This is a genomic window from Macrococcoides caseolyticum (assembly GCF_002902665.1).
GTDB lineage: Bacteria > Bacillota > Bacilli > Staphylococcales > Staphylococcaceae > Macrococcoides > Macrococcoides caseolyticum.
In genome coordinates this window covers 1-22,352 of record NZ_PPRM01000013.1, presented here as the reverse complement: position 1 = coordinate 22,352, position 22,352 = coordinate 1, and the positions used below count along the sequence as shown (strand labels likewise).

At 36.9% G+C, this 22,352-nt stretch carries 20 protein-coding genes, 1 rRNA gene and 1 pseudogene; all 22 read left to right on the top strand.

Annotated elements, in window-relative coordinates:
* The first annotated feature begins 8 nt into the window (after positions 1-8).
* Complete coding sequence (spoVG, locus tag CD152_RS02850; protein ID WP_101141286.1) at positions 9-377, top strand: septation regulator SpoVG; 369 nt, start codon at positions 9-11, stop codon at positions 375-377.
* 182 nt (positions 378-559) lie between these two features.
* Complete coding sequence (gene glmU / locus CD152_RS02845) at positions 560-1,915, top strand: bifunctional UDP-N-acetylglucosamine diphosphorylase/glucosamine-1-phosphate N-acetyltransferase GlmU (RefSeq protein WP_269669197.1); 1,356 nt, start codon at positions 560-562, stop codon at positions 1,913-1,915.
* Positions 1,916-1,946: 31 nt separating this feature from the next.
* Positions 1,947-2,912 (top strand): ribose-phosphate diphosphokinase, encoded by a 966-nt coding sequence (locus CD152_RS02840; protein ID WP_015912411.1) that lies wholly within the window; start codon positions 1,947-1,949, stop codon positions 2,910-2,912.
* Positions 2,913-3,141: 229 nt separating this feature from the next.
* The gene (locus tag CD152_RS02835) at positions 3,142-3,792 is read left to right on the top strand and encodes a 50S ribosomal protein L25/general stress protein Ctc (protein WP_101141283.1); all 651 of its coding nucleotides are present in this window, start codon (positions 3,142-3,144) and stop codon (positions 3,790-3,792) included.
* A gap of 112 nt (positions 3,793-3,904) precedes the next feature.
* Positions 3,905-4,474: an aminoacyl-tRNA hydrolase gene (gene pth / locus CD152_RS02830; protein WP_101141282.1), complete on the top strand. Its 570-nt coding sequence runs from the start codon at positions 3,905-3,907 to the stop codon at positions 4,472-4,474.
* The gene (mfd, locus tag CD152_RS02825) at positions 4,471-7,971 is read left to right on the top strand and encodes a transcription-repair coupling factor (RefSeq protein WP_015912408.1); all 3,501 of its coding nucleotides are present in this window, start codon (positions 4,471-4,473) and stop codon (positions 7,969-7,971) included. The genes pth and mfd overlap by 4 nt, the downstream gene beginning before the upstream one ends.
* Positions 7,961-9,469 (top strand): polysaccharide biosynthesis protein, encoded by a 1,509-nt coding sequence (locus CD152_RS02820; RefSeq protein WP_103214362.1) that lies wholly within the window; start codon positions 7,961-7,963, stop codon positions 9,467-9,469. The genes mfd and CD152_RS02820 overlap by 11 nt, the downstream gene beginning before the upstream one ends.
* Position 9,470: 1 nt before the next feature.
* Positions 9,471-10,646, top strand: a complete 1,176-nt coding sequence (locus CD152_RS02815) for a MazG nucleotide pyrophosphohydrolase domain-containing protein (protein ID WP_103214361.1) — start codon at positions 9,471-9,473, stop codon at positions 10,644-10,646.
* The gene (locus CD152_RS02810; RefSeq protein WP_101042143.1) at positions 10,633-10,899 is read left to right on the top strand and encodes an RNA-binding S4 domain-containing protein; all 267 of its coding nucleotides are present in this window, start codon (positions 10,633-10,635) and stop codon (positions 10,897-10,899) included. Before CD152_RS02815 ends, CD152_RS02810 begins: the two co-directional genes overlap by 14 nt.
* A gap of 11 nt (positions 10,900-10,910) precedes the next feature.
* Positions 10,911-11,300: an FtsB family cell division protein gene (locus tag CD152_RS02805; protein ID WP_103214360.1), complete on the top strand. Its 390-nt coding sequence runs from the start codon at positions 10,911-10,913 to the stop codon at positions 11,298-11,300.
* Between the two features lie 101 nt (positions 11,301-11,401).
* A pseudogene (locus tag CD152_RS02800) lies at positions 11,402-11,787 on the top strand (S1 domain-containing RNA-binding protein).
* An 82-nt stretch (positions 11,788-11,869) separates the two neighbouring features.
* The gene (gene tilS, locus CD152_RS02795; RefSeq protein ID WP_103214359.1) at positions 11,870-13,081 is read left to right on the top strand and encodes a tRNA lysidine(34) synthetase TilS; all 1,212 of its coding nucleotides are present in this window, start codon (positions 11,870-11,872) and stop codon (positions 13,079-13,081) included.
* A 1-nt stretch (position 13,082) separates the two neighbouring features.
* Positions 13,083-13,622, top strand: coding sequence for a hypoxanthine phosphoribosyltransferase (gene hpt, locus CD152_RS02790; RefSeq protein WP_103214358.1), 540 nt, complete (start codon positions 13,083-13,085; stop codon positions 13,620-13,622).
* A gap of 106 nt (positions 13,623-13,728) precedes the next feature.
* Entirely contained in the window at positions 13,729-15,801 is a 2,073-nt protein-coding gene (gene ftsH, locus CD152_RS02785) for an ATP-dependent zinc metalloprotease FtsH (RefSeq protein WP_103214357.1), read from the top strand.
* A 62-nt stretch (positions 15,802-15,863) separates the two neighbouring features.
* Complete coding sequence (hslO, locus tag CD152_RS02780; protein ID WP_101038230.1) at positions 15,864-16,739, top strand: Hsp33 family molecular chaperone HslO; 876 nt, start codon at positions 15,864-15,866, stop codon at positions 16,737-16,739.
* Between the two features lie 93 nt (positions 16,740-16,832).
* Entirely contained in the window at positions 16,833-17,765 is a 933-nt protein-coding gene (cysK, locus tag CD152_RS02775) for a cysteine synthase A (protein ID WP_101141277.1), read from the top strand.
* Between the two features lie 111 nt (positions 17,766-17,876).
* Positions 17,877-18,665: a dihydropteroate synthase gene (gene folP / locus CD152_RS02770; protein WP_103214356.1), complete on the top strand. Its 789-nt coding sequence runs from the start codon at positions 17,877-17,879 to the stop codon at positions 18,663-18,665.
* Positions 18,655-19,017 (top strand): dihydroneopterin aldolase, encoded by a 363-nt coding sequence (folB, locus tag CD152_RS02765; RefSeq protein WP_103214355.1) that lies wholly within the window; start codon positions 18,655-18,657, stop codon positions 19,015-19,017. The genes folP and folB overlap by 11 nt, the downstream gene beginning before the upstream one ends.
* Positions 19,018-19,491, top strand: coding sequence for a 2-amino-4-hydroxy-6-hydroxymethyldihydropteridine diphosphokinase (gene folK / locus CD152_RS02760; protein ID WP_101042141.1), 474 nt, complete (start codon positions 19,018-19,020; stop codon positions 19,489-19,491). It begins immediately after the preceding gene.
* 10 nt (positions 19,492-19,501) lie between these two features.
* On the top strand, positions 19,502-20,506 hold the full coding sequence (dusB, locus tag CD152_RS02755) for a tRNA dihydrouridine synthase DusB (RefSeq protein ID WP_099482366.1): 1,005 nt from the start codon (positions 19,502-19,504) through the stop codon (positions 20,504-20,506).
* A 1-nt stretch (position 20,507) separates the two neighbouring features.
* Positions 20,508-21,995: a lysine--tRNA ligase gene (lysS, locus tag CD152_RS02750; protein WP_101141274.1), complete on the top strand. Its 1,488-nt coding sequence runs from the start codon at positions 20,508-20,510 to the stop codon at positions 21,993-21,995.
* Between the two features lie 270 nt (positions 21,996-22,265).
* Positions 22,266-22,352: ribosomal RNA gene (gene rrf, locus CD152_RS02745) — 5S ribosomal RNA — on the top strand; the annotation flags it as partial.

Genomic DNA, 22,352 nt, shown 5'->3' with positions numbered 1-22,352 from the left:
TATTCAGAATGAAGGTCACAGATGTAAGAATGAGGAAATTAGTTACGGATAGCAGAATGAAAGCTTTAGCATCTATCACGTTGGACGAAGCGTTCGTAATACATGATTTGAGAGTGATTGACGGAAATAACGGTCTTTTTGTAGCAATGCCAAGCAAACGAACATCTGACGGAGAATTCCGTGACATCGCACATCCTATTAACAGCGAAATGCGACAAGAAATCCAAGAAGCAGTTATGAAAGTTTACGATGAAACAGAAGCGGTAGAACCTGGTACAAGTGCTATAGACGTTGCTGATAGTGCTACAAGTGAAGTATCATCGCAATTAGAAGAGTCTGATTCAGATAAGACGTTATCAGAAGATTTAAAAGCATAAAAAAGATAGGCAGACGCCTATCTTTTTTTTAATGGATTATCTGCACTTTTGAAATTTGCTTTCAATGCTATCCGAAAATTATCCTAAATAGATAAAAAATATGTTAAAATATTATAGACTGGGTACTTAAGAAAAGATGCTCTATCATAAATTATAATATCACTCAAAATGGAGGACATATGATGACTAGACAAGCTGTTATTCTCGCTGCAGGCAAAGGGACGAGAATGAAGTCGAAACTTCACAAAGTGTTGCATCCTGTCTGTGGTAAGCCGATGGTAAAACATGTCATAGATAATATTAAGAAATCAGATGTTACTGAAATCGTAACGATTGTGGGATACGGTGCCGAAGAGGTAAAGGCTGCTTTACGAGACCAATCATTATTCAGTATGCAAAGTGAGCAGCTTGGTACTGCGCATGCTGTTCAAATGGCTGCAGAACATTTAGAAGGTAAACAAGGTACGACAATTGTCATTTGTGGAGATACGCCATTAATCTCTGAAGAAACAATTGCTGGATTTATTGCACATCATGAATTAACAGGTGCAAAAGCGACGATTCTTTCCACTAAGACAAACACACCATTTGGCTATGGTAGAATTATTCGTGATACACATGGTGCGGTAGAACGGATTGTTGAAGAGAAGGATGCTTCGATAGAAGAGCGACTAATAAATGAAGTGAGTTCGGGAACGTTCTGCTTTGATAATGCATTGTTATTCGAACTGCTCGGACAAGTTGATAACAACAACGCGCAGGGCGAGTATTATCTTCCGGATGTAATCAGATTACTACGTGAAAGAAATGAACTTGTTGAAGCATATGTCACTGAAGATTTTAGTGAAACATTAGGGATTAATGATAGATATAATTTATCTATAGCAGAACAAACACTACGCTTAAGAATTAACAAACAACATATGATGAATGGTGTAACCATTATTGATCCATTAACGACATACATAGAAACGGATGTAGTCATCGGTAGCGATACAATTATTGAACCGAATGTAATGTTGAAGGGAAGTACGCAAATTGGTAATGATGTAATCATTACTTCTGGTAGTACTATTACAGATAGTAAGATTGCTAATAATGTAACAATAAAGCATTCTGTAATCGCTGAATCTGAAGTGGGAGACTCTACGATTATTGGGCCCTTTGCGCAATTAAGACCGGGAAGTCTCTTAGGAGCGGATGTAAAGGTTGGAAATTTTGTAGAGATCAAAAAGGCAAAATTGGATGATGAAGCAAAAGTGTCGCATTTAAGCTATATAGGAGATGCACAAATTGGTGCGAGAACGAATATAGGATGTGGAGCCATTACTGTCAATTATGATGGCACAAATAAATTTAAAACAATTGTTGGGAAAGATGCGTTTATCGGTTGCAACTCGAATTTAGTTGCACCTGTTACAATTGGCGATGCATCCTTTATCGCAGCAGGTTCTACCATTACCGATGATGTACCTGAAAAAAGTCTGGCACTAGGTCGTGCGCGTCAGACAACTAAAGATGGCTATTATGATAAATAAATATTCATATTTCAAAACGGAGGCTTAAAAAATGATGAACAGCGAATATAAGAATACGTCTTTAAAGATCTTTGCATTAAATGGTAATAAACCTTTAGCGGAGGAAATTGCCAAAGTCGTAGGTATTCCATTAGGAAAATCAAGTGTTAAACGTTTTAGTGACGGAGAAGTTCAAATTAATATTGAAGAAAGTATTCGAGGGTGTGATGTATTTATCGTTCAACCTACTTCGAATCCTGTTAACGAACGCTTAATGGAACTATTAATTATGATTGATGCATTAAAGCGTGCATCAGCAGAAACTATTAACATCGTTATGCCATACTACGGCTATGCAAGACAAGACCGTAAAGCAAGAAGTCGAGAACCAATTACAGCGAAACTTGTTGCAGATATGATGGAAAAAGCAGGAGCAGACCGTGTAATTGCTCTGGATTTACACGCACCGCAGATTCAAGGATTCTTCAATATTCCAATCGACCATCTCATGGGTGTTCCAATTCTTTCTGATTATTTTGATGCGAAAGAAGGAATTGACAAAGAGTCTATCGTAGTTGTATCACCTGACCATGGTGGAGTGACACGTGCACGTAAGATGGCAGATCGATTAAAAGCGCCGATTGCGATAATTGATAAACGTCGCCCAAAACCAAATGTAGCAGAAGTTATGAATATCGTAGGAGATATCAATGGTAAGACGGCAATCATCATTGATGACATTATTGATACGGCTGGTACAATTACACTTGCTGCTCAAGCGCTGATTGATAAAGGTGCTAAAGAAGTATATGCATGTTGTACACATCCTGTACTATCTGGGCCAGCATATCAACGTATCGACGACTCGGCTATTAAAGAGCTGGTTGTAACAAATTCTATTCTACTACCAGAAGAGAATAAGCCAGCTAAGATCAAGCAGTTATCTGTAGGAGAGCTTTTAGCACAGGCAATTGTACGTGTATATGAACAAGAATCTGTAAGTATTTTATTTGATTAGTAACAAGAAGAAATTGGGTAGGAGCATTTCGCTGTTTAGTCCGTTAACCATAATAGTAAAAAGGTTTATGTTGTATCTCTTCGAAGTAAAAATTAAAAATTATGTTTATGAATTAAAATTAATGGGTAATTATAATATATCGATGAACAAAATAAACGTTTTACAAGCAGGTTTTCACAACTGATGGGTAAACGTAGGAGCACAATAGTGCGCAAAAGGAGATTATATTATGACTTCATTAAAAGCAATTATTAGAAAAGGTAAACAAACTAAAGGTGAACTAAACAAGATCAGAAATGAAGGTAAGATTCCTGCAGTTGTTTATGGTTACGGTGCATCAAATACTTCAGTTGAAGTAGATGAGCCTGAATTCGTTAAAGTTATTCGTGAAGTTGGGCGTAACGGAGTTATCGAACTAGGAGTAGGATCAAAAGCTATTAAAGTTATGGTTTCAGATTATCAAATCGACCCACTTAAAAATAAGGTGACACATATTGATTTCTTGGCAATCAATATGAAATCTGAATTAACGGTAGATGTTGTTGTAAACTTAACAGGTGAAGCTCAAGGTGTTAAAGAGGGTGGCGTAGTTCAACAGCCACTGTTCCAGTTATCAGTAACAGCTACACCAGACGAAATTCCTGAAACGATTGAAGTTGATGTAACGGAACTAAATATCGGAGATTCAATTATGGTAGGAGATTTAAAAGCAGATAAAGCTTATACAATTAATAATGAAGACGATGAAGCGATTGTATCTGTAGTTCCACCAACAGTCGAAGTAGAATCAGAAGAAGGCGAAGCTGCTGAAGGTGCAGAAGCTTCTGATGAGGATGCTCAAGGTGAAGAAAATACTGAAGGCAAAGAAAAAGCTGAATAATATGTTAGTTTTTAGAGATGAGGCTTATAGTCTCATCTCTTTTTGTGTCTTTAATGAATTATTATTATAATTTGTCTATAATGGAAGTATTATTAATTCGGAGGAATAATTTATGAAATGCATTGTTGGTTTAGGGAATATCGGAAAGAAATATGAATTAACAAGACATAATATAGGTTTTATGGTAGTTGATCGCTTGGTTGAATCATATAATTTAGAGCTTAATCAACAGAAATTTAAAGGACTATATGCAATTGCGATGATAAATGGTGAAAAAGTCCTGTTAATTGAACCAATGACATATATGAACTCGTCTGGCGAAGCAGTAAGGCCGTTGATGGATTATTTTAATGTTTCAACAGAAGATTTACTTGTATTATATGATGATTTAGATATGCCGCCTGGTAGACTACGCTTACGCCAAAAAGGATCTGCTGGTGGACATAATGGTATTAGATCATTGATTCAGCATCTAGGCACAGATCAGTTTAAAAGAATTAGAATTGGTATTGGTAGACCGACGGGCCACTTAAAGGTTGTTGATTTTGTTTTACAGAAATTTACCCATGATGAAATGATTGTTATGGATAAAGTGATAAACCAGACAATTAAGGCTGTAGAGGCATTCATCGCAGGTGAAAGATTTGAAAATATTATGAATCAGTATAATGGTGATGTATGAAACAAATAATAGATAAACTAATATATAAAGATGAGCGATTTCAAGATTATAACAATGCAATCGGTAATAAAAATATACTGATCACTGGTTTAAATCCATCTGCAAAAGCAATGATGCTCGCTGAAAGTTATATGCATCATCAAAAACAGATGGTTGTTGTTACAAGCAACCTTTATCAGGCTGAAAGGTTGGAAAGAGATCTCATACAGCTTGTTGATGAAGAAGATGTTTTCAAGTTTCCTGTACAAGATATTATGATTGAAGAATTCTCTACAAAGAGTCCAGACCTTATGCAAGAGCGTATAAGAACCCTTACCCATTTAGCGAAAGGCCAAAATGGGCTATTTCTCATTCCAGTAAATGGACTTGAAAAATTAATTAGCAAAAAAGAAACTTTTCTAAGATATCATTTGGAAATTATGTTAGGCATAGATGTGGACTTATCTGAATTGCAGCAAAGTCTCATTGATATGGGGTATCAAAAGACTGAACGTGTAACAACATTAGGAGAATTTTCTGTTCGTGGAGGCCTAATTGACATTTACCCGATGATTGGAGAACCTGTGCGTATCGAACTGTTTGACACTGAAGTTGATTCGATTCGTGCATTTGATATTGATAGTCAGCGTTCGTTGCATAATATAGATAAGGTGGAGTTATCGACTGCAAGTGAATTTATTTTTTCTGCTGAAGATTTAAGGTTGATGTCAGATAATCTCAGCGAAGCATTTGAGAATACACGTACGAAGATTAAGACGAATGTCCGAGATGATTTAAGAGAAACTTATGAAACAGTCAAACTTAATATGACGGAGTTGCTTAGTCATAATATACTGCGTCGCATGGTTAAATTTGCCTATCATGAAGAGACGACAATTGCAGATTATTTTAAAGAGGATGCCATCATTGTGATTGATGAATACAATCGTGTGATAGAGGCTAAAGATGCGTCGATTCGAGAAAACAGCGAATTTATGGAGTCACTAATCGAATCTGGTCGTGGATTTATTGGTCAGACGTTTATCAAAGAAGGTAGCTTAGAAGCACTGGCGAATAAATATAAAGTTGCGTACTTCACTTTATTTACTGCAAGCATGACTGTGGTGCTTGAAGAGGTCTTTAAGTTTTCATGTAAACCTGTTCAACAATTTTATGGACAATATGACTTAATGTTTTCCGAGTTTGATCGTTATCGTAAGAATGACTTTAATATAGTGGTATTAGCAACAAATGATACAAGAAAAGAAAAGATCAAGTCGATGCTCACTGATATGAATCTTCCAGTAACATTTAATATCGATGAAAGTAAACCTGGTATATCTACAATTGTACAAGGGGATCTTTCAGAAGGGCTCGAGCTTCCTTATATGAAATTAGTTGTTATAACGGAGAGAGAACTGTTTAAGTTACGTAAAGAAAAACCAAAACGTACTCAAAAAAAATTATCAAATGCTGAGAAAATAAAATCGTATCAAGAACTAAATATAGGTGATTATGTTGTTCATACACATCATGGTGTCGGCCGTTATCTTGGTGTAGAGACATTACTTGTTAATAAATTGCATAAAGACTATATTAAGATTCAATATAAAGGTACGGATCAACTGTTTGTCCCTGTTGACCAGATGAGCCAAGTACAAAAATTTGTTGGTTCAGAAGATAAGGATCCAAAGCTTAATAAACTTGGCGGAACAGAGTGGAAAAAAACGAAAGCACGTGTTCAAAAGAATGTTGAGGACATTGCGGAAGAATTATTAAAGCTATACCAAGAGCGCGAACGCATAGAAGGGTATCAGTTTGGTCCGGATACTGAAGAACAAGAAAACTTTGAAATGGACTTTCCGTATGAACCGACGCATGATCAAAAGCAGAGTCTTATTGAAATTAAAGGTGATATGGAAAAAAGTAAGCCGATGGATCGTCTGTTATGTGGAGATGTTGGATACGGTAAAACGGAAGTCGCAATCCGCGCGGCATTTAAAGCTGTTATGGATGGGAAACAAGTTGCGTTCTTGGTACCTACAACTATCTTAGCCCAGCAACATTATGAAACAATTATTGAGCGTATGCAGGATTATCCGGTAGAAGTGCAGATGATGAGTCGTTTTAGAACGACGAAAGAAGTTAATGAAACGAAGAAAGGACTCAAATCAGGATTTGTAGATATCGTTGTCGGAACACATAAATTGCTCGGAAAAGATATCGTATACAAAGACCTAGGATTGCTGATTGTAGATGAAGAGCAACGTTTTGGCGTTACACACAAAGAAAAGATTAAAGCGTTAAAGACGAATGTAGATGTATTAACTCTAACAGCGACACCAATTCCGAGAACATTGCATATGAGTTTACTTGGTGTACGAGATTTATCTGTTATTGAGACGCCACCAGAAAATAGATTCCCGGTACAGACTTACGTACTTGAGTATCAGCATAACTTTATAAAAGAAGCGATGGAAAGAGAATTATCTAGGAATGGACAAGTATTTTACCTTTATAATCGTGTTGCTACTATTTATCAAAAGGCAGAACAGCTCGAGATGATGATGCCGGATGCTAGAATTGCAGTAGCGCACGGACAAATGTCAGAAAGAGAATTAGAAGAAACGATGCTCGGATTTATTAATGGCGAATATGATATTCTTGTTACAACTACGATCATCGAAACAGGGGTGGATGTGCCAAATGCAAATACATTGATAATTGAAGATGCGGATCGTTTTGGATTAAGTCAGCTGTATCAACTGCGTGGACGTGTTGGTCGCAGTAACAGAATTAGTTATGCATATTTCCTTCATGCACCGAATAAAGTACTCACTGAAGTTGCAGAGCAAAGATTGCAGGCAATTAAAGAGTTTACTGAACTTGGTTCAGGTTTTAAAATTGCGATGCGTGATCTGAATATTCGTGGTGCAGGGAATCTGCTAGGAAAACAACAGCACGGGTTCATTGATTCAGTGGGATATGACCTGTATTCAGAAATGCTACAGCAAGCAGTGAATGAAAAACGAGGGATTAAAGAGGAAGAAACGGTGCCGCAATTAGAGATTGATGTAGAAATAGATGCATATATTCCGGCAGAATATATAAGAGAAGAACAGGCAAAGATTGAATTTTATAAGAAATTACGTAGTGTTACGACAGAGCAGGAACTGATCGATGTCCAAGACGAAATGACCGATCGTTACGGGGAATATCCAGAAGCCGTAGATCACCTCATGAAAATTGTGGAAATTAAAGTAAATGCATTAAGTTTTGGTATTGTACAAGTGAGAGACACGGGAAAATCGATTGAACTGGAAGCTTCAGAAGCAACAACAACTAAAGTTAATGGTGAACGTCTATTTAAAGCGACGGAATCTTTTGGCAGAGACTTGAAGATTGAATATAAAGATAATAAACTGACGTTTATATTAAAGAAACAATCAAATTGGTTATCTGCACTTGTGCAGCTATCTTATCAAATTCAGGAAGGAATTATGATGGATGGGGAATAAGCCAGTCTTTAATAGCGTGATTATCTTAACGTTTACAATGCTATTCGTAAAGGTATTAAGTGCTATATATAGAGTGCCATACCAGAATATATTAGGAGATACCGGGTTATATGCTTATCAACAAGTGTATCCGCTAATTGCAATTGTCTCAGTGTTATCTTTAAATGCGATTCCCTCTGTTGTCAGTCAGTCGCAGTATGACACTTTATTTATGAAACAATTAAGAAATGTACTGACGATAATTAGTGTACTGATTTTAGGGTTAATCGTCGTATTTAGTAAACATATTGCGTTTCTTATGGGAGATATAGAGCTTAAGCGCATGCTGCAAGTATCTGCATTGGTACTCCTACCATTTCCATTTGTGGCTTTAGCGCGTGGACAGCTTCAAAGAAAACATCAAATGGAGCATATTGCTGTCAGCCAGGTTATTGAACAGATTGTTAGGGTTACAACGATATTGTTTGCAATTACATTGTTTGTAAAAGCTGATTTTTCAGTGTATGAAAGTGGTAGCGTCAGCATATTCGGATCATTTTTAGGTTTAACTGCGGCTTATATCTATTTAAAGGTAAAAGGGTTTATGCATCTCGAAAGTAACTATCAAGATAATGAGGGACGAACCTATTATCTCGATTTCCTTACTTTAATATTTTTTTATAGCTTAAGTTATCTAGTACTCATTTTATGGCAGCTGGTTGACAGTTTTACGATGATTAATCAACTCAAACAAATAATGAGTTTAAATGAAGCAAGAGAACTAAAAGGAGTTTATGATCGTGGCAGTTCGTTAATTCAAGTGGGGCTTATAGTAACAACGTCATTTTCACTTGTGCTCATACCAGTACTGGCGGAGTGCAGAGCTAAGAATGCATTAACCGAAATGAAAGCTTATGCGGATAGTGCTTTGAAGATAACAATCGTTTTCAGTAGTGCAGCTGCTGTGGGATTGATGAATTTAATTCGTCCTCTAAATTTATTTTTGTTTGAAACGATAACAGGATATGAAGCGTTAGCTATATATATGTTATCTGTAATATTCGTATCACTGATTATTATGTTCACAGCTATGCTACAAATCTATAACGCATTTCGTATTCAGTTGGTGGCTGTCATAGCTGGAATCCTGACAAAGTTTCTGCTTAACTTGTTATTAATACCACAGCTCGATATCAAAGGGGCATCGATAGCTACTGTGGCTGGACTTGTAACGTATACACTATGTCTTTATTACAAAGTACAAAAAATATATGAACTAAAATTAAATACCTTTATAAGACGCTGGTTGCTAGTACTTATTGTGATGAGTATCGCCATTCAATGCATATTAGTGGTTCCTTTTAATACAAGACTTACAGCTATGGGTGTATCTATTATGGGTGTGACTATAGGATTGGCTGTTGTATTGTATACTATGGTGAAGTGGAAGATTATCAGTGTACAAGAGTGGTATCATCTACCGTTTGGAAATATAATGATAAAACTAATGAAAGGATGATTTGATGGGTAAGATAACAGTCGTAGGATTAGGGAACTATGGGTTAGATGAGCTGCCGTTTGGTATTTATCGTTTTTTAAATAAAGTAGATAAAGTATATGTTCGTACATTAGCACATCCGGTAGTAGAAGATCTAGAAGATGTTGAGTGGATTAGTTTCGATGAAGTATATGAAAAACATGATCGATTTAGCGAAGTATATGCGGAAATTGTTCAGACTCTAAAAGAAAAAGCGATGGATGATGATATTGTTTATGCCGTTCCTGGTCATCCAATGGTAGCTGAATCTACAACTGAGCTATTGTTACAGGATGAAACTTTGGATATAGAAGTTTTAGGCGGAAAAAGCTTTATCGATGATCTATTCCAAGCAGTATCATTTGATCCTAATAATGGATTTCAAATGCTAGATGGGACGATGATGACAAGTGAAGCGATTAATATTAGAAATGCATTAATCATCACGCAAGTATACGATCAGATGATAGCGGGAGATGTGAAAGTTACTTTAATGGAGAAATACCCTGACGATCATAAAGTTGCTATAGTTACAGGTGCCAGAGGGCAAGGATCGAGAGTTACGTGGTGCCCATTATATGAGATGGATCATGACTTTGAGCTATCTAATTTAACTTCGCTTTTTGTACCTGCGTTAAGTCAAGAACATTATGCTGGAGATTTTGAATATTTAACATCCATTATGGATAGATTAGTCGCAGATGACGGATGTCCATTTGATAAAGTTCAAACCCATTCTAGCTTGAAACGTTACCTTTTGGAAGAGACATATGAATTATTTGAGGCGATTGATAATGATGATATCGACCATATGATTGAAGAGTTAGGAGATATACTTCTTCAAGTAGTGTTCCATGGTGCGATTGGTAAGAAATCAATGATGTTTGATACACGTGAAATTGTCCAGGCTATTAGCGAAAAGATGATTAGACGTCATCCGCATATATTTGGAGAAGGAGTAGAAGTAAATAGCGTTGAAGAATTAAATCAAGTGTGGAAAAATGCAAAGCAAGCAGAAGGTAAAGAAGAAAAACAGGTAAAACAAGAGAAAATTTTTGCAGATTTATATTTAAAATTATATGATTTGGTTAACAATCAGAAAATAACAGTTCAGCAAGCACTTAAAGTATTGGCAGGTGAAGAGAATGAGACTCGATAAATATTTAAAGGTATCACGGTTGATAAAAAGACGTACTTTAGCAAAGGAAGTCAGTGACCAGGGACGCATTAAAATCAATGGCAATGTGGCTAAGGCCTCAAGCAATGTAACGATTGATGACGTATTGGAAGTAAGGCTTGGACAACGTGTTATCACGGTTAAAGTGACTGATTTAAAAGAACACGCCACAAAAGATAATGCAAAAGGTATGTTTGAAATAGTGTCAGAAGAAAAAATACACGCTGATGAATAGAGGTGTTATGCGTGGCAAAAAATGTGAGTAATCTGGACAATGACTATATTTCAGAAAAAGCGTTGCGAGAACGAAGGAAAAGAAAAAATAATCGAGTAATAAAGAAAAGATTGTTCGTATTCGGTGGAGGCTTACTGAGCATCTTGTTACTTCTAACGGGAGTATTGTTATATCAGATGAGTGTTAATAACCATCTAAAAGAAGAACACGCTAAGCAAAATGCAGAATATAAACGATTGCAGGAAAAAGAGATTGTGCTGAGAGAAAAGCTAAAGCAACTCAATAGTAAAGAATATATTGAAAAAATAGCAAGAAGTGAATATTTCCTGAGCAATGATGGAGAAGTCATCTTTAAATTGCCGGATAATGAAGATTCGAAGTCAGATAGCAAAGGACAATGAAGAATTCACTGACTATTTAGATTTATAGCGTTGTAAAAAGTAGTGAGTAAGCATATAATGATATATTATGAAGAATTTTATCAGGAGGATTTATTAATCTTATGTCAATTGAAGTTGGAAGCAAATTAAAAGGTAAAGTTACAGGTGTTAAAAATTTCGGTGCTTTCGTTGAATTACCTGAAGGTAAAAGTGGTCTTGTACACATCAGTGAAGTTGCAGATAGCTATGTCGAGAATGTTGCAGATCATTTAAAAGTCGGAGATGAAGTAGAAGTTAAAGTATTGACGATTGGTGACGATGGTAAAATCAGTCTTTCTATTAAGAAGGCAAAAGAGCGTCCTAAAAAACCTGTAGCCCCTAAAGTTGAAAAAAACCGGAAGATTTCGAGAAAAAATTATCAAACTTCCTAAAAGACAGTGAAGACAGACAAACTTCAATTAAACGACAATCAGAATCTCGTCGTGGTGGTCGTGGATCAAAACGCTAATATTATTTTTTTAGCATTAAACAATCTCACTTAAATATTACTTTAGTGAGATTGTTTTATTTTATTGATAAAAGGTGATTAAATGGAACGTTTCTGGAAAGAAGATGAGAACATTGGCGTTGCTGTTTCAGGCGGTGTTGATAGTATGGTATTACTCGATAAAATAAGACGTTCAGGGTGCTTTAAGCAGTTATATGTACTGCATGTTAATCATCAGTTACGTGATGTATCGCGAGAAGAACAAGATATGATCCAACGATATTGCACTTCATACGGCATTGAACTTATCGTCTATACGATACCGAAAGGAACTTTCGATTTAAGTAAAAGTATACAGCATAAAGCGAGGAAACTCCGCTATGATTTTTTTGAATCGGTTGCAAAAGAAAAAGACCTCAGCTGGGTTCTGACAGCGCATCATAAAGATGATCAGATGGAAACAATATTCTTCAGGTTACTATCCAACCGTTTTACTTTTCAGCCACCAGGTATGCAGATGATTGTAAAGGGTGCGGTGACTTACGGGAAACCACTATTAAACTATTCTAAATCTGAATTGTATCAATATGCAGAGCGTGAACGTGTTCCATTTATGGAAGATGAATCAAATGAAGAGGTAAAGTATACTCGTAATTACATAAGAAATGAAATTATAGCTAAGCTGGATGAGGCGAAGCTTTCAAAGGAAAACTTGCTGCACGTTGCTCATTATATAGACACGGCCCAGTCATTGGTCAGACAATGTGCGATGAAGTATTCAGAAGGTATAAAAATTAACAGTATTGATCGTACGCAGCTAAAGAATGAGAATCATCTTGTACAACAATATGTCATCCAGTCATTATTAAGTGATTTTCTTGAGGAATCTATTAGTGTGCGTGAAGTTGATGAGATTATACGAGTGATGAAGACAGATGCTACACATGCATCATATTCATTTGGCGAATATACATTGTATATGGCCTATGATCACATTACGGTGCGTAAACAAGAAGAGAAGAGTAGCTCTCTTCGCATTTCGTTACCAGGGAAGTATAAATTTAATGAATATATCATTCAAGTAAATTATTTAAAAAGTGATATAATAGTGAGGAATCGTCAAGAAGGAGATGTGCTCTCCACTGATGGTCATCATCAAAAGGTTTCTAGAATAATGAAAGATTTAAAGGTTCCCATATATGAACGAGACACTATTCCGCTCATAGTATATGAGGGAATTATCATTGCTATTGGAAATTTAAAGTCGAGTAACCATTTTATGAATCAACATATAAAAATTTCAAAGGAGTATTAATATGCACAATGATATTAAAAGTACAGTTTTAACGAGCGAACAAATTCAAGATACTTGCAAACGGTTAGGAAGCGAAATCACTAAAGATTACAGTGGGAAAAACCCGTTGTGTATCGGTATATTAAAGGGATCAATTTTATTTATGGCAGATCTCATTAAAAATATTGATACGCATGTTGAATTAGAATTTATGGATGTGTCTAGTTATCATGGCGGAATGGAATCCACTGGAGAAGTGAAGATTTTGAAGGATTTAGATGTTTCTGTAGAGGGTCGTGATTTGATTATTATCGAAGATATTCTTGAGACAGGTACTACATTAAACGTGATTGTAGACTTATTAAAGTACCGTAAGGCTAACTCAATCGAAATCGTCACATTACTCGATAAACCGATGCGTAGAAAGGTAGATATCGAAGCAAAATATGTAGGTGAAAAAATACCGGATGAGTTTGTAGTAGGATACGGTCTTGACTATCAAGAGCATTATAGAAATCTGCCGTATATCGGCTTGCTGAAAGAAGAAGTTTATACTAAATAACACTCAAATGTTGTTATTTCACCTTAAGTTTAAATAGTAGATTGAATATAGTTAAATATGGTAAAATGCTTTTTAGCTTTATATATGGAGTAGGAGGAAAATTTGAATGCAAAAAGCCTTTCGTAGTATTTTAATGGTAGCGCTTGTTGGTATTGTAATATTCGGTGTGTTCTCGATGATTAACGGCACTGGATCAATGCCTAAGCAAATGACATATACAAAACTCATGTCCGAACTTGAAAAAGGCAAGGTTGAAGAAATGACAATTCAGCCAGGACAAGAAGTTTACCTCGTAAAAGGAAAGTTAAAAGGTGCAAAAGCAAATGAAACATTTACTTCTGTACTGATGTATAACAACCAGAAAGATTTAGAGAAGATTACTAAAATTGCCGAAGATCAAAAAGGTGATTTAAAGTTTGATATTAAACCAGCTGATAAAGAAAATGTATTTTTAGGTATGTTAAGTACACTAATTCCAATTTTATTATTAGCATTCGTCTTTATCTTCTTCCTATCTCAGTCACAAGGTGGCGGCGGTGGCGGCCGTGTTATGAATTTCGGTAAATCAAAAGCCAAATTATATGACGACAAAAAGAAAAAAGTACGTTTCAGTGATGTTGCTGGAGCTGATGAAGAGAAGCAAGAACTTGTTGAAATTGTCGATTTCTTAAAAGACAATCGTAAATTTAAGAAGATGGGTGCAAGAATTCCTAAAGGTGTTCTTTTAGTTGGGCCTCCTGGTACAGGTAAGACATTACTTGCACGTGCAGTTGCCGGTGAAGCGGGTGTACCATTCTTCTCAATCAGTGGTTCTGACTTCGTGGAAATGTTTGTCGGTGTAGGTGCTAGTCGTGTACGTGATTTATTTGAAAATGCAAAGAAAAACGCACCGTGTATTATCTTTATCGATGAGATTGATGCAGTAGGACGTCAACGTGGTGCTGGTGTCGGTGGTGGTCACGATGAACGTGAGCAAACATTAAACCAGTTATTAGTTGAAATGGATGGTTTCGGTGAAAACGAAGGAATCATTATGATCGCAGCTACAAACAGACCGGATATCCTGGATCCTGCATTATTACGTCCAGGACGTTTCGACCGTCAAATTCAAGTTGGTGCACCAGATGTTAAAGGTCGTGAAGCTGTACTTAAAGTACATGCACGTAACAAACCATTAGATGAAACAGTAGACTTAAAGGCACTTAGCCAACGTACCCCTGGGTTCTCTGGAGCAGATTTAGAAAACCTACTAAATGAAGCAGCACTTGTTGCGGCGCGTCAAGGTAAAACTAAAATTGATATGCGCGATATTGATGAAGCGACAGACCGTGTAATTGCAGGTCCAGCTAAAAAATCACGTGTTATCTCTGAAAAAGAACGAAATATAGTTGCATGGCATGAAGCGGGACATACTATTATCGGTTGTGTACTTGATGAAGCAGAGATGGTCCACAAAGTAACAATCGTTCCACGTGGAAATGCAGGTGGATATGCAATGATGTTACCGAAACAAGATCGTTATTTCATGACGAAACCTGAGTTATTAGACAAAATTGTTGGTTTACTTGGTGGACGAGTAGCAGAAGAAATTACATTCGGTGAAGTGTCTACAGGCGCGCACAATGACTTCCAGCGTGCGACAGGAATTGCTCGTAAAATGGTGACTGAATATGGTATGAGCGATAAACTTGGACCATTACAATTTGGACAATCACAAGGAGAAGTATTCCTGGGACGTGATATGGGTCACGAAGCGAATTATTCAGATCAGATTGCTTATGAAATTGATCTTGAAGTGCAACGCATCATTAAAGAAAGTTATGAACGTTGTAAACAGATTTTACTTGAAAATCAAGACAAGCTTGATTTAATTGCTAAGACGTTATTAACAGAAGAAACACTAGTAGCCAACCAAATCAACAGCTTATTTGAAAACGGAACACTACCAGAAGTAAGCTACGATGATTCTCATTTATATCATATTAAAGAAAAAGATGAGAAAGTAATGGACAACACTTCAGATAATAGTCGCGTTACGATTAAGGATGAGGATACAGAAGAAACAGGCTCATCTTATGAAGAAGTGAAAGAGCAGTTGAAAAATCCTGATATACCTGTCGAAGAAAATGAACAGGAACCAGAACCTAAAGTAGATAGATTAGATAAAGATAAATTTTAACAAACCAATCCCTTTTCTTCTTTACTATGAGATGAAAAGGGATTTTTTAAAGGAGAGTCAAGATGACACAAGATTATTTAGTAAGAGCTTTAGCATTTAATGATGAGGTACGTGCATTCAGTGTACGTACTACAAATACAGTTGAAACTGCAAGACAAAAGCATGACACATGGCGTGTAGGAACAGCGGCATTAGGTAGAACGATTACTGCTGGTGCAATGATGGGTGCAATGCTAAAAAATGAAGAAAAGTTGACGATAACGATTAATGGTGGCGGACCATTAGGGCAAATTGTTGTTGATGCGAATGGTAAAGGTGAAGTAAGAGGTTACGTCGAAAATCCGCATGTAGAAGTTGAATCCATTCGTCCAGGTAAGATGAATGTTGGTGCTGCAGTGGGAGCAAATGGGTTTTTACGAGTGGTTAAAGATATAGGGATGAGAGACTACTTTACAGGATCTACTGAATTGCATAATGGTGAAATTGCTGAAGATTTTACTTACTATTTTGCGACAAGTGAACAAGTACCAAGTGCTGTAGGTCTCGGTGTATTATGTACACCTGAAGAAGTTACTGAAGCAGCAGGTGGTTTTATCATTCAGCTGATGCCTGGTGCAAGCGAAGAAACAATCTCTTTATTAGAAGAGCGTCTTGCGAACTTAACTCCAATCTCAACTTTGATTGATCGTGGTTTATCTCCTGAACAAGTGCTTGAAGAAGTGCTTGGAGAAGACAATATTCGTATACTCGATCAGATGCCTGTAGAATTTAAATGTAATTGTGGTAGAGAGAAGTTTCTGGCTGCCATTAAAGGCTTAGGAGAGGCGGAAATTGTAAGCATGATTGAAGAAGATCATGGTGCGGAAGTAGAGTGTCATTTCTGTAGACAACAATATCATTATTCTGAAGAAGATCTTAGAGCATTGATTACAGATTAATATAAGCTTGAATATTTTTATCTTGTGTGTGAATTTGATATAATAAATCCGATAAGCGTAATAAGAATAAAATTACAATTTGGAGGAGTTATTATGGCACAAAGAGTTGAACGCATCACAGACTTAATCGGGAATACACCTTTAGTTAAGTTGAATAATATTGTTCCAGCTGGAGCAGCAAATATTTATGTAAAGTTAGAGTATCAAAATCCAGGCAGCTCAGTGAAAGATAGAATCGCACTTGCGATGATTGAAGCAGCCGAAAAAGAAGGTATTATTAAACCTGGTGATACGATTGTCGAACCGACGTCAGGAAATACCGGGATTGGTCTTGCAATGGTGGCAGCAGCAAAAGGTTATAAAGCGACTTTAGTTATGCCAGATACAATGAGTCAGGAGCGCCGTACATTATTACGTGCATATGGTGCTGAGCTCGTACTTACTCCTGGTGCTGAAGGAATGAAGGGTGCAATTCAAAAAGCGAATGAACTTAAAGAACAAAATGGTTACTTTATGCCGCAACAATTTGAAAACATGTCAAACCCTAAAGTGCACGAACTGACGACAGGACCTGAGATTATTGAAGCGATGGAAGGGTTATCGATTGATGCCTTTATTTCAGGTGTTGGTACGGGCGGAACACTCACAGGTGCTGGACGCGTATTAAAAAAACATAATCCAGATGTTGAGATTGTCGCGGTAGAACCTGCTGATTCTCCAGTATTAGGTGGCGGACAACCTGGACCACATAAAATACAAGGTATCGGCGCAGGCTTTGTACCTCAAACTTTAGATACAGAAGTTTACACAAGCATTCAGCAAGTAACGAATGATGAAGCGATGGAAATGAGCCGAAAAATAGCCAAAGAAGAAGGTATTCTTGTAGGAATTTCATCAGGTGCTGCGGTCAAAGCTGCAATTGATAAAGCGGTCGAACTTGGTGAAGATAAAAATGTTATTGCAATCATCCCAAGTAACGGGGAGCGTTATTTATCAACAGTATTATTTGCTAACTTAGCGGATTAATAACCTTATTGAATCCCACTTAAATCGATTGATTTTTGTGGGATTTTGTTATTTTTTTATACTTTGTCTATTTTTGATATAATATTTACAAACTAAGATGAGGTGAGATAAGTGAAGCGAACGCAAGTAATGGGAATTCTGAATGTAACGCCTGATTCATTTTCGGATGGTGGAAAATATAATACTTTACAAACTGCTTTAAGTCGTGCGCGAGAGATGATGGAAGAAGGTGCTGATATTATCGATATTGGGGGCTATTCAACGCGACCTGGATATACAGAGATTTCTATCGAAGAAGAATTAAATCGGGTTATTCCAGTGATAGAATCGTTGAAGGATGAAAAAATACGGCTCTCTGTAGATACTTTTCGTAGCGAAGTAGCGCATGCAGCTTTAAAGGCAGGATGCGATATTATTAATGACCAATGGGCTGGAAAGTTTGATCAGTCTATGTTCGATATTGTAGCGCAACATGGTGCAGAAATTATATTGATGCATAATGCAGAGGCAGAAGTTGCCGGTGATGTGATGGAGCATATGATCACAGATTTATGTACACAAGCAAGAGCAGCAGAACAAGCTGGTATTGAAAGAGATAAAATTTGGCTTGATCCAGGTATTGGTTTTGCAAAGAACCGTAATCAAGAAATTGAGGTCATGAGAAGGCTTGAGGAACTTACGCAAATAGGATATAAAGTATTGTTAGCTACTAGTCGTAAACGCATGGTGAAAGAATTGCTGAACGACAACTCAGTACCTGCAGATCGTGATGAAGGCACACTTGCAACAACAGCAATTGGCGTGAATGCAGGTGTAGATGCGGTGCGAGTGCACAACGTTTTGATGAATAGTAGGTTTTTACGTGTAATGGATCAACTAAAAGGAGAATGTGATGGATAGAATATTTATAGATGGGATGCAATTCTATGCGTATCATGGTGTGTTTGAAGCAGAAAATGAAATAGGTCAGATCTTTATCGTAGACGTTTCTCTTGATGTAGATTTAAAGCGTGCAGGCGAAACAGATAATTTAGAACATACCGTAAACTACGGTGCTGTATTCGAAGATGTGAAGCGCGAAGTGGAAATTCAATCGAAACTGCTCGAGCATGTTGCAGAACGTATTGCAAAAACACTCTTCAATCACTATAATCAGATAATGGCGTTAAAAGTAAAAATTACAAAACAAAATCCACCAATACCTGGTGTGTATGATGGTGTGGGTGTAGAGATCATCAGGGAGCGTCAGTAAATGAAAGTTTATATTAGCTTTGGCAGTAATATAGGTGATAGAGAATATCAAATAAATGAAGCATTGCGAAAGCTTGAGCAAATTCAAGGTACAAAGCTTTTAGCGGTGTCATCTTTGTATGAAACTGTCCCTGTGGGTGGAGTTGAGCAGGACGACTTTTTAAATGGTGCAGCGATTGTTGAAACAAGTTTAACACCGATTTCATTTTTAAATGAAATTCAGCGTATTGAACTTGAATTGGGTCGCGAACGTAAAATTCATTGGGGTCCGAGAACGATAGATCTAGACGTATTGTTAATAGATGAGATTGTTATTGAGCATGATAGGTTGAAAGTGCCACATCCTTTTATGCATGAGCGAAGCTTCGTACTCATCCCATTGGCTGAGATTGCATCTGAAGCAGTACATCCTGTCTTAAATAAGAAAATTAGAGAACTTGTAACTATGGACCCGGAAGTAAGACGATATAAGTGAGGGTAATGATATGTGGAAAATTGGAGATATTGAAATTAATAACAAAGTAGTGCTTGCACCTATGGCTGGTGTATGTAATGCGGCGTTCAGATTAACAGTTAAAGAATTTGGTGCAGGATTAGTATGTGCTGAAATGGTGAGTGATAAAGCGATCTTGTTCAATAATGAAAAAACAATGAAGATGTTGTATATTGATGAAAATGAACGTCCGTTATCTCTTCAAATTTTTGGTGGGGAGAAAGAAACGCTCGTAGAAGCAGCGAAATATGTTGATCAAAATACAACTGCAGATATTATCGATATAAATATGGGTTGCCCGGTTTCTAAAATTATTAAATGTGAAGCGGGTGCCAGATGGTTATTGGACCCACCGAAAATTTATGAAATGGTTTCTGCTGTAGTCGAAGCAGTAAATAAACCGGTAACTGTAAAGATGCGCATTGGATGGGATGATGAACATATTTACGCTGTAGAGAATGCGAAGATGATTGAAAAAGCAGGAGCGTCAGCAATTGCAGTTCACGGAAGAACACGAGTGCAGATGTATGAAGGTCATGCAGACTGGGATGTCATTCGACAAGTAAAAGAAGCAGTAAGTATCCCTGTAATAGGTAATGGTGATGTTACGAGTCCGGAACTTGCTAAGAAGATGCTAGACGAAACAGGTGTAGATGCAGTTATGATTGGGCGTGAGGCCCTTGGTAACCCATGGATGATTTACCGAACAGTGCATTATTTAGAAACTGGAGAACTCATGCCAGAACCACCGATTTCAGAGAAGATGGATGTTGCAGTGTTGCATTTAGACCGTCTGATCAATCTGAAAGGTGAAAAGGTAGCGGTAATGGAGATGCGTAAACATGCATCATGGTACTTAAAAGGAATCAGAGGAAACGGTAAGGCGAGGAAGTTAATCAATCAAGCTGAGACACGTGATGAATTAGTTGATATACTTAGAACATTCGAACAAGAAGTTGAAGCATCAGAATCTAAAATTTTAGAAGGAGTAGAATAATATGACTGAAGAATTAAATGACCAAATGCTGGTCCGTCGTCAAAAAATGCAAGATTTATTGGATTTAGGGATTGATCCATTCGGACAGAAGTTTGAAAGAACAGCAACATCTAAAAGCTTAAAAGAAGATTGGGATGCTTTTTCTAAAGAAGAATTACATGATAAAGAAGCGGAGTCTCATGTAGCTATTGCAGGACGTATTATGACGAAGCGTGGTAAAGGTAAGGCAGGATTTGCCCATATTAAAGATTTAGAAGGACAAATTCAGATTTATGTTCGTAAAGACGCAGTGGGTGATGAACAGTTCGATTTATGGAACAGTGCTGATTTAGGAGATATTGTAGGTGTTGAAGGTGTAATGTTTAAGACGAATACGGGAGAACTTTCAGTTAAGGCAACATCATTTACGATGCTTGCGAAAGCTTTACGCCCATTACCTGATAAATTCCACGGCTTACAGGACGTAGAACAACGCTACCGTCAACGCTATCTCGATTTGATTACAAGTGATGAATCAACACAAACGTTTATTACACGTAGTAAAATCATTCAGGAGATGCGTAGCTACTTAAATGCTAAAGGTTTCTTAGAAGTAGAAACACCAATGATGCATACAATTGCCGGAGGTGCCTCAGCACGCCCGTTCGTTACACATCACAACGCCTTAGACATGGAATTATATATGCGTATTGCGATTGAATTACACTTAAAACGATTAATTGTTGGTGGACTAGAGAAAGTTTATGAAATTGGGCGTGTGTTCCGTAACGAAGGAATTTCGACACGTCACAATCCTGAATTTACAATGATCGAATTATATGAAGCATATGCTGACTATAACGATATTATGGATTTAACTGAAGAAATGGTCGCTTACATTGCAGAGAAGGTAACTGGATCTACAACGGTAACGTATGATGGTGAAGAGATCCAGCTTGCACCAAAATGGCGTAGATGGCACATGGTTGATGCTGTCAAAGAATTTACAGGTGTTGATTTCTATAATGTAAATACAGACGAAGAAGCACACACACTTGCAAAAGAACATGGCGTAGAAGTAAAGCCAAATATGAAATACGGTCACGTATTAAATGAATTCTTCGAACAAAAAGTAGAAGAACATTTAGTACAGCCAACATTTATATATGGCCATCCTGTTGAAGTATCACCACTTGCAAAACAAAATCCCGAAGACAAACGTTTCACTGATCGTTTTGAATTGTTTATCGTACGTCGTGAGCATGCGAATGCATTTACTGAATTAAATGATCCAATTGACCAAAAACAACGTTTCTTAGCGCAGATGGAAGAGAAAGCGCAAGGCAATGACGAAGCGCATGAGATGGACGAAGATTATATCGAAGCATTAGAATACGGTATGCCGCCAACAGGTGGACTCGGTATTGGTATTGACCGTTTAGTGATGTTACTTACAGACAGTGCATCAATCCGTGATGTATTATTATTCCCATACATGAGACATAAATAATAAATTTAAGTGCTAAAAGACCTTTGAATAAAGGTTTTTAGCGCTTTTTTATTATGTAATGATTTATCAGAAAAATAAAATTTTAATAATAAGAAAAAAAGTATTGAAAAAGTGTTGACTTTAATATGAGTATTTTGTAAGATATAAAAGTCGCTTGAAACGAGTGGCATTAAGAAATTAAATCAATTGTAAAGTTCATGAACGTGGTGTAAAATTTACTGTTGAAAATATTTTCGAAACTGTTATACTTAATTAAGTATTGTAAATTTGTCTGGTGACGATGGCAGAGAGGTCACACCTGTTCCCATACCGAACACAGAAGTTAAGCTCTCTAGCGCCGATGGTAGTTGGTCTTAC